This is a genomic window from Caulobacter sp. Root1472 (assembly GCF_001426985.1).
Lineage (GTDB): Bacteria > Pseudomonadota > Alphaproteobacteria > Caulobacterales > Caulobacteraceae > Caulobacter > Caulobacter rhizosphaerae.
In genome coordinates this window covers 1-8,302 of the sequence record NZ_LMFX01000044.1, presented here as the reverse complement: position 1 = coordinate 8,302, position 8,302 = coordinate 1, and the positions used below count along the sequence as shown (strand labels likewise).

Genomic DNA, 8,302 nt, shown 5'->3' with positions numbered 1-8,302 from the left:
CGTGGACCGACGCCTACAACCTTGCCCGCCCACACGCCGGCATCAAAGGTCTCACACCCTGGCAGCGTGTGAACAACCTTCTTGGAAACGACATCTAGGCCCGGTTGGGCGTAGGGTGGTGAGGCGACGCCCTCGTCCTTCGACAAGCCCAGGATGAGGGCTACTGGCAGGGCGGCTGAGTAGAAATCCTCGCCCTGAGCCTGTCGACGGACGAGGAATTCGGTCCAAGATCGTCAACGGTCCATAGCCCAGGGTCAGGGCCGACGCGGGTCTGAGGGGCTCGCGCGCTCCGCCTCCGCCTAGGTCGGGGCGTTCACGACGCGGTTGGACGCCACGATGTCGGCGTGGGTGGGGCTTGGCCCAAGCTTCGCAAGGGTCTCCATCATCGCGTCGCGCTTCGCCGGGGCCTCCCCCGGCCGGGCCAGGGCCAGGGCGTCGCGGGTCTCCTGCGCGTTCCAGTCGCAGCAATAGACCGGCGTCGAGGGCTGCTGGCGCCAGGACTCGGCCAGGGGGCCGGCGTCGACGGGGTCGAAGCCGACGTCGTTGACCAGGCCGGCGACGAGGGCCTTGGCGTCCGGATCGTCGCCGGCGACGGCGACGGCCAGACGGTCGCTCGCGCCGAGGGGACGACCCAGCTCGGCCAGGGAATAGGCCAGGATGTTGTTGAACGCCTTGACGACCGGGCGGCCGATCTGGCGCGACACCCAGACGCTTTCCACCATTCCGTCGTCGATTTCGGCGATCTGGGGGTCGCGCAGACCCGGATAGTAGTTGCCGGTGTCGATCACCGGCGCGGCCGGCGGCAAGCCGTCGAACAGGTCCTTCGGCAGGTCGGCCACGGCGGGAAACGGGATGGAGAGGATGACCGCGTCCACGCCCTCGACCGCGCCCCGTATGTCGACCGGCGTCGCGCCGACCTTGTCGGCGAAGGCGCGCACGCCCTCCACGCCGCGCGAGTTGGCGACGCGAACCTCGTGGCCCGCCGCGCGCAGCTTGCCGGCGAGCGCGCCGCCGATGTTGCCCGTACCGATGACGCCGATCTTCATGTTGTCTCTTTCCGCAAGGTGGAGGGTGTCAGCCGGCGCATCAGGCGCCGTCAGGCCTCGAGGCGCGATCGCCAGCGCGTCGAGGGTGCGTCGAAGGTCGTCGAGACCTTCATCGGTCAGTTGGCACGCGGTCTTGATCTGTCCGGTGACGCCACGGACCGCCGCCTCCAGAGAACGCCCGCCTGGCGTCAGGTCGACCATGACCCGGCGCTCGTCGGTGGAGTCGCGGGTGCGGCTGACCCGCCCCGCCGCTTCCAGGCGCTTGACCAGGGGGGTGATGGTCCCGGTGTCCATGTCCAGGGCGGCGCCGAGGGCGCCCACGGTGCGCGGCCCGCCGTCCAGCAGCTCCAGGACGACCAGGTATTGGGGGAAGGTCAGCCCCAGCGGCTCCAGGATCGGCTTGTGCAGGCGCACCATGCGGTTCGCCGCGCTGTGGAGCGAGAAGGAGAGTTGGGTCGCCGTGCTACGTGTCACGTCCGGTTCCTAGCGCACAATTGTCTAGCGCTCTAGATAATGCCCTTGGCGCGCACTTCAACCCGCCTGGTGCGTTCACCGTCGCGGGCTGGCGCGGCGCTCTGACGGGTAGGCGCCGGGCGGCGGTAGGCGCTACCCGCCGCCCCGGAGCTTCAGATCATGCTCGACATGCCCATGGCGCCGAGCAAGCCGTTCTGGATCGGGGCGACGGCCGCGTTCAGCTGTTCGACGCCGAAATCCAGGCCCTCGGGCATGACGACGGTCCGCAACGGCCGCCGGTCCGTGGCCTCGACCAGCCGGGCGATGGCGTCGGCGACCCGCTGGGGACGGGGCGGATTGGCCGGATCGTCGCCGTCGCCGGCGTGGGCCTTGATCTGGCCGGGGATCGCCGCGACCTCGCCATAGGCCGCCAGCACGCCCCGGTCGGAGGGCTCGGGACTGGACGGGAGAAGGTTGCTGGGAAACGGCCCCGGCTCGACGACGACCGAGTCGATCCCGAAGCTCGACAGTTCGTAGCGATAGGCTTCGGCCAGCGCCTCGAGCGCGAACTTGCTGGCGGAATAGACGCCGAAGAAAGGGGCGACCACGCGTCCCATCAGGGACGTGACGTGGACGAGAAGCCCGCCGTCGGCGGCCCGCATGTGCGGCAGGACAGCGCGGTCGGCCCGCACGGCGCCGAAGAAATTGACCGCGAACTGCCGTTCGATGTCGGCCACCGTATAGGCTTCGGTGACCCCGACGGCCATGACGCCCGCGTTGTTGACCAGCACGTCGATCCTTCCGTGCCGCTTGATGACCTGGTCGATCGCCGAATTGACCGACGCCTCGTCGGCGACGTCCATTTCGAGGACCTGCAGCGCATGGCCTCCCGCCTTCGCCGCCTCAAGGAGCTCGCGCCGGACTGGGTCGTTTCGCCCGCCGACGTCGCGCATGGTCGCCACCACGACGTGCCCTCGCCGCGCAAGCTCCAGGGCCGTCAGCTTTCCGAACCCGCTGCTGGCGCCGGTCACCACGACAATTTTTCCGCTCATCGATCTTGTCTTTCCATTCGAGGGAGTGTCGCAGACTAGATAGACAGATCTGTCTGTCTTTGCCAAGCGTAAATAGACAGACTAGTCTGTTTGTGAGCGGATGGTTCGAGGCGCGAGGATGGACATGGCCGAGGTGACGGGGTTCGCGGACCTGGAGACGCAACCGCTGGCCGCCCTCGCCCCGCGAGAGCGGATCCTGAAAACGGCGTCGGACCTGTTCTATCGGTTCAGCGTCCACTCCGTGGGGATCGACCGCATCATCGCCGAAAGCGGCGTGGCCAAGATGACGTTCTACAAGCACTTTCCGTCGAAGGCTGACCTCGTGGCCACCTACCTGCGCCACAAGAGCGCCCTCTGGTTCCAGATGCTCGAAACCGCGACGGAAGACCCCGGCCTGTCTCCGTCGGAGCGCATCCTGGCCATCTTTGACGCGCTGGACGGGCCCTTCCGCTCGCCGGCCTTCCGCGGCTGTCCTTTCGTCAAGGGCATGGCCGAGTTCGGACCGGACGCCGACGTCCCGGACGTCCAGGCGACCATCACCGCCTATTTCAAGGGCCTGCACGACCTTGTCGCCGCGCTCGTCGAGCCCTTGGGCCTGAACAGGCCTGAAAGGACCGTGATGCAGATCCTGTCGCTGATCCAGGGCGCGATCGTGATGGCGCAATCGACCCGCGACCCGCTCGTGGCGGAGGCGAACCGCGATGCGGCCAGACTGTTGATCGAGAACGCGGCAGCGAGCGCCGGAGCCTGAAGCTTCGCGCTCGCCGACGGCTGTCAGGCCGCCGTGTCGCCGGCGGCTCCGGAGTCACTCCGGGATATCCGGCGTGGAAAGCGTTGGGGCGCGGAATTCGGTAGAGATGGACTACCGCGCCCACGCTATGGCCCCCTACGCCCTGTTGATAATTGACGATCTTGGGCCGAATTCCCCGTCCTTCGACAAGCTCAGGATGAGGAATTCTACTCGACCGCCCTACCAGTAGCCCTCATCCTGAGCCTGTCGAAGGACGAGGGCGGTGCCTGTACGCCAACGCCTGACCGTCGACAGCGCCTAAAGCGCGCCTTCCCGAAGGCCTGCCCTTGGAGCAGACGTTTGATCGGCTGCCGAGGGCCGAACACCCGCTTCATTGCTTCCCGGCAAGGGTTTCCCGCGCCGCTTTTCGCGAGGCGCGGCCGGTCGACGGCGAAAGCGGCCTTGACCGGAGCGCGCGGAGCGGGCTTTCAGGCCGGGACATGAGCCTTTTCCCGCCTGCCCGTCGCTTGCCGATCGAGACCTTCGCCGCATGAGCCGGGTCGCCGCCTGTCTGCGCCTGGTCGCCACCGGCTGGGCCCTGGCCCGGGCCGACGCCCTGGTCCCGCGCGAGGTCGAGCCGATCCTGCCGCCGTCGGCGCGGCTGGCGGGACGAGTCCTGCGCCTGTTCGCCGGCTCGGCCGCCCGCAAGGGCCGGCCGGGCGAACGCCTGGCGCGGGTGCTGGAGCGCGAGGGCCCCGCCGCCATCAAGATGGGCCAGTTCCTGTCCACCCGCGCCGACATCTTCGGCGCGGCGTTCGCCGAAGACCTGTCTCACCTGAAGGACCGCCTGCCGGCTTTCCCGCTGGAGGTGGCCAAGGCCGAGGTCGCGCGCGGCCTGGGCGCGCCGCTGGACACCCTCTACGCCCGCTTCGACGCCTCGATCGCCGCCGCCTCCCTGGCCCAGGCCCATGCCGCGACCCTGCTGGACGGCACGCCCGTGGCGGTCAAGGTGCTGCGGCCCGGCGTCGAGCGCCAGGTGGCGCGCGACAGCGCCGCCCTGCGCCTGGCCGCCAGCCTGGCCGAGCGCTTGGTCCCGGCGGCCCGCCGGCTGCGGCCGCGCGAGTTCGTCGAGGTGGTGATCCGGGCCCTGGACCTGGAGCTGGACCTGCGCTTCGAGGCCGCCGGCTGCGCCGAACTGGGCGAGGCCATGAAGCGCGACCCCTACATGCGCGCGCCCGACGTGGTGTGGGACGGCGTCGGCAAGCGGTTCCTGACCCTGACCTGGGCGCCGGGCCTGGCCCTGTCCGACCCCGCGGCCCTGGAACAGCCGGGCCTGGACCGCAAGGCCCTGGCCGAGGCGGTGACGCGCGGCTTCCTGGCCCAGGCCCTGGACCACGGCCTGTTCCACGCCGACCTGCACGAGGGCAACCTGTTCGTCAGCGCCCCGGTTCAGGGCGAGGGGGCCGCGATCGTCGCGGTCGACTACGGCATCCTGGGGCGCCTGGGCCCGGCCGAGCGCAAGTACCTGGCCGAGATCCTGTACGGTTTCCTCAATCGCGACTATCCGCGCGTGGCGGCGATCCATTTCGAGGCCGGCTACGTGCCCGCCCACCAGGATCGCGACGCCTTCGCCCAGGCCCTGCGGGCGGTGGGCGAGCCGGTGTTCGGCCGCGACGCCAGCGACGTGTCGATGGGCAAGCTGCTGGCCCAGCTGTTCGAGATCACCGCCCTGTTCGACATGGCCCTGCGGCCGGAACTGGTGCTGCTGCAGAAGACCATGGTCACGGTCGAGGGCGTGGCCCGCCGTATCGACCCGACCCACGACCTGTGGGCGGCCGCCGACCCAGTGGTGCGCCGCTGGATCGCCCGCGAACTGTCACCGGCCGCCAAGGTCCGCGACTTCGCCGACGAGGCCGTGCGGGCGATCAAGGCCCTGGCCCGCCTGGCCGAGACGCCGGCGGCTCCGACGGTCGCCGTGGTCCAGCCGCGCGCCGCCCGGCCGCTGCTGTGGTTCCTGGCCGGCGCGGCGGTGGCGACCCTGGCCTTCGCGGCGGGGCTGTTCGTGGCGGGTATGGGGTCCACCTAGAGAGGCCCATGCAGCGGAGCTGTCGCCCTATGACGGCGCGGAACGCCGGGGCCGGAACGCCAGGGCTGGGAAGCGAGGGCCGGGAAAACGAAGCTCGCCGCGCCGCACCGCGCAGCCGGCAAGCCATGAGCGGCGTCACCTTCCCACCGCCACACGGCTCCTCTCGCCTCTCGCCTCTCGCCTCTCGCCTCTCGGGGGCGCGGAGCCATCGCTCCACGGATTGCCGAGGCCAAAAAAGCTGTCATGCCCAGCGCCGCCTGACGAAGGCCGGGGCATTCAACATTCCGCAAGCTCACCCAGGGGCGTTGCGCACCGCCCCTGGGTCCCGGACGCCCCCCAGGCCGACCGGGGTGACGAGGCGAGGCGGCGCCGGTCGCGCCCTGCCCTCGCCCCGGCGCCTCCCCCAGGGCGTGCTTGTGGGGAACGCCCTAGCTGTCGGTGCTGGCCGATCGATCCCGCGCCGCCGCCGTCCGCCGCGCCTGGCCGGTCTTCTGCGTGGCCCAATAGGTCGCGCCGTCGTCGGGCTTGAACATCGTGCGCGGCGCGCCGGTCTTGGTGACCACCGCGAAGATATTGGCCTTGGGATCGTAGATCAGGGTGTCGCCATTGGCGCGCGTCAGGGTTTCGGCCCCGGCGGGCGGATGGGCGACGAAGGCGTGGGTCTTGCGGACATAGTCGTCGACATCGGCGGAGGCGAAATCGGCGCCGTAGCGTTCGAACCCGCGCTGGGCGTTCTCCTCGGCCGTTCGCGTGCGGTTGGCCGCCCACATCGGCTTGCCCGCCACCTTGCGGACCGGAGCGTCGCGCGGGTCGGGCCGGACCGGCGCGCTGTCGTAGGCGCCGCCACCATAGGACGGCGCGTCGCGGTCGGACGCCGGTTGCGCGGCCGAGGCCACGTCGCCCGCCTTGGGCGCCTTCACGGCGGAGGCGCCGCCGTCGCAGCCGGCGAGACCCAGGGCCAGGCCCGCGGCCGCCAGGACCGGAAACCAGGACGCGCACCGTACCGTCATGATCGATCTCCGAATGTTTCCTCTACTTTTGAGTGTAAGAACGAAGACAGAACGGATGTCGAGTCCCCGTTAAGCTTTTTTGCATATGGGGCTTACGCTGGACGCCGCGTCGCTCTATGCGCCTGGAGCCAGATGCGCCGGAGGCCGATGACATGACCGGGAAGCGGGTTCTTCTGATCGTCGGGGGCGGCGTCGCCGCCTACAAGGCGCTGGAGCTGACGCGCCTGCTGCGCAAGGCCGGCGTGGCCGTGCGGCCGATCCTCACCAAGGCCGGCGCCGAATTCGTCACCGCCCTGTCGCTGTCGGCGCTGGCCGAGGACAAGGTCTATAGCGAGCTGTTCTCGCTGACCGACGAGGCCGAGATGGGCCATATCGAGCTGTCGCGCTCGGCCGACCTGGTGGTGGTGGCTCCGGCCACCGCCGACCTGATCGCCAAGGCCGCCCACGGCCTGGCCGGCGACCTGGCGTCCACCACCCTGCTGGCGACCGACAAACCCGTGCTGATGGCTCCGGCCATGAACGTGCGGATGTGGCTGCACCCGGCGACCCAGCGCAATGTCGCCACGCTGAAGGCCGACGGCGTTCTGTTCGTCGGGCCCGACGAGGGGGCCATGGCCTGCGGCGAGTTCGGCCCGGGCCGCCTGGCCGAGCCGCCCGTGATCTTCGAGGCGATCATGGACGCCTTGAAGGGGCCCGCCGCGCAATTCTTCAAAGGCGGGCCGCTGGCCGGCAAGCACGCCCTGGTCACCGCCGGCCCGACCTTCGAGCCGATCGACCCGGTGCGGGGGATCACCAACCGCTCCAGTGGCCGCCAGGGCTACGCCATCGCCGGGGCCCTGGCCAAGCTGGGCGCGCGGGTCACCCTGGTCAGCGGCCCCGTGGCCCTGCCCACCCCGATCGGCGTGGACCGCATCGACGTCGAGACCGCCCGCGACATGCTGGCCGCCTGCCAGGCGGCCCTGCCCGCCGACGTGGGGGTGTTCGTGGCCGCGGTCGCCGACTGGCGCATCGACGAGGTGTTCGGGACCAAGCTGAAGAAGGACAAGGGCGGGCCGCCGGCCCTGACCTTCGTCGAGAACCCGGACATTCTGGCGACGCTTTCGGCCTCCGGGCCGAGGCGCCCGAAGCTGGTGATCGGCTTCGCGGCCGAGACCAACGACGTCGAGGCCCACGCCCGCGCCAAGCTGGCCCGCAAGGGCTGCGACTGGATCATCGCCAACGACGTCACCGAACCCGGCGTAATGGGCGGCGACGAGAACGCCGTCCTGCTGATCTCCAAGGACAGGACCGAACGCTGGACCCGTGCCGCCAAGGATTCGGTGGCCCGCGACCTCGCCCAACGCATAGCCCAAGACCTGACAGCGAGCCTTTCATGACCGCACCGCACATTCCCGTCGTCCAGCTGGCCCACGCCGAGGGCCTGCCCCTGCCCGCTTACGAGACCAACGGCGCGGCCGGCATGGACCTGCGGGCGGCGGTGGCCGAGGACGCGCCCCTGGTGCTGAAGCCGGGCGCGCGGTTCATGGTCCCCACGGGCCTGGCCTTCGCCGTGCCGCTGGGCTTCGAGGCCCAGGTGCGGCCGCGCTCGGGCCTGGCGGCCAAGGCCGGCGTCACCTGCCTGAACACGCCCGGCACCATCGACAGCGACTATCGCGGCGAGGTGAAGGTGATCCTGATCAACCTGGGCGAGGAGGATTTCACCATCCGCCGCGGCGACCGCATCGCCCAGCTGGTGATCGCCCCGGTGGTCCAGGCCTCGTGGGGCCTGACGACCAGCCTGGACGAGACGGCGCGCGGCGCGGGCGGCTTCGGCTCGACCGGCGGGCGCTAGGTGTCGTTTCCAAGAAGGTTGTTCACACGCTGCCAGGGTGTGAGACCTTTGATGCCGGCGTGTGGGCGGGCAAGGTTGTAGGCGTCGGTCCACG

Annotated in this window: 7 protein-coding genes; 4 read left to right on the top strand and 3 right to left on the bottom strand. The window is 70.3% G+C overall.

What is annotated here, in order from left to right:
• Nucleotides 1-299: 299 nt before the first annotated feature.
• The gene (locus ASD47_RS26300) at nt 300-1,520 is read right to left on the bottom strand and encodes an NAD(P)-binding domain-containing protein (RefSeq protein WP_156402369.1); all 1,221 of its coding nucleotides are present in this window, start codon (nt 1,518-1,520) and stop codon (nt 300-302) included.
• A gap of 152 nt (nt 1,521-1,672) precedes the next feature.
• Entirely contained in the window at nt 1,673-2,551 is an 879-nt protein-coding gene (locus ASD47_RS21380; RefSeq protein ID WP_056761024.1) for an SDR family oxidoreductase, read from the bottom strand.
• Between the two features lie 124 nt (nt 2,552-2,675).
• Here ASD47_RS21380 and ASD47_RS21375 point away from each other — a divergent pair, with 124 nt between their 5' ends.
• Both ASD47_RS21375 and ubiB read left to right on the top strand, forming a co-directional pair.
• On the top strand, nt 2,676-3,302 hold the full coding sequence (locus ASD47_RS21375; protein WP_156402368.1) for a TetR/AcrR family transcriptional regulator: 627 nt from the start codon (nt 2,676-2,678) through the stop codon (nt 3,300-3,302).
• Nucleotides 3,303-3,831: 529 nt separating this feature from the next.
• On the top strand, nt 3,832-5,367 hold the full coding sequence (ubiB, locus tag ASD47_RS21370; RefSeq protein ID WP_056761018.1) for a 2-polyprenylphenol 6-hydroxylase: 1,536 nt from the start codon (nt 3,832-3,834) through the stop codon (nt 5,365-5,367).
• Nucleotides 5,368-5,795: 428 nt separating this feature from the next.
• Here the strand turns inward: ubiB and ASD47_RS21365 are convergent, their stop codons facing one another.
• Entirely contained in the window at nt 5,796-6,377 is a 582-nt protein-coding gene (locus ASD47_RS21365) for a hypothetical protein (RefSeq protein ID WP_056761015.1), read from the bottom strand.
• Between the two features lie 152 nt (nt 6,378-6,529).
• On the opposite strand from ASD47_RS21365, the gene coaBC reads away from it, so the two are divergent.
• Together coaBC and dut are read left to right on the top strand one after the other, a co-directional pair.
• Complete coding sequence (gene coaBC / locus ASD47_RS21360; RefSeq protein ID WP_056761027.1) at nt 6,530-7,753, top strand: bifunctional phosphopantothenoylcysteine decarboxylase/phosphopantothenate--cysteine ligase CoaBC; 1,224 nt, start codon at nt 6,530-6,532, stop codon at nt 7,751-7,753.
• A complete protein-coding gene (gene dut, locus ASD47_RS21355; protein ID WP_035081192.1) occupies nt 7,750-8,208 on the top strand; it encodes a dUTP diphosphatase in 459 nt (152 codons plus the stop codon). The genes coaBC and dut overlap by 4 nt, the downstream gene beginning before the upstream one ends.
• Nucleotides 8,209-8,302: the final 94 nt, after the last annotated feature.

Coding starts and splice junctions, on each gene's coding strand:
- ASD47_RS21380 (WP_056761024.1), bottom strand. CDS start 2,551: ATGAGCGGAAAAATTGTCGTGGTGACCGGCGCCAGCAGCGGGTTCGGA.
- coaBC (WP_056761027.1), top strand. CDS start 6,530: ATGACCGGGAAGCGGGTTCTTCTGATCGTCGGGGGCGGCGTCGCCGCC.
- ASD47_RS21365 (WP_056761015.1), bottom strand. CDS start 6,377: ATGACGGTACGGTGCGCGTCCTGGTTTCCGGTCCTGGCGGCCGCGGGC.
- dut (WP_035081192.1), top strand. CDS start 7,750: ATGACCGCACCGCACATTCCCGTCGTCCAGCTGGCCCACGCCGAGGGC.
- ubiB (WP_056761018.1), top strand. CDS start 3,832: ATGAGCCGGGTCGCCGCCTGTCTGCGCCTGGTCGCCACCGGCTGGGCC.
- ASD47_RS21375 (WP_156402368.1), top strand. CDS start 2,676: ATGGCCGAGGTGACGGGGTTCGCGGACCTGGAGACGCAACCGCTGGCC.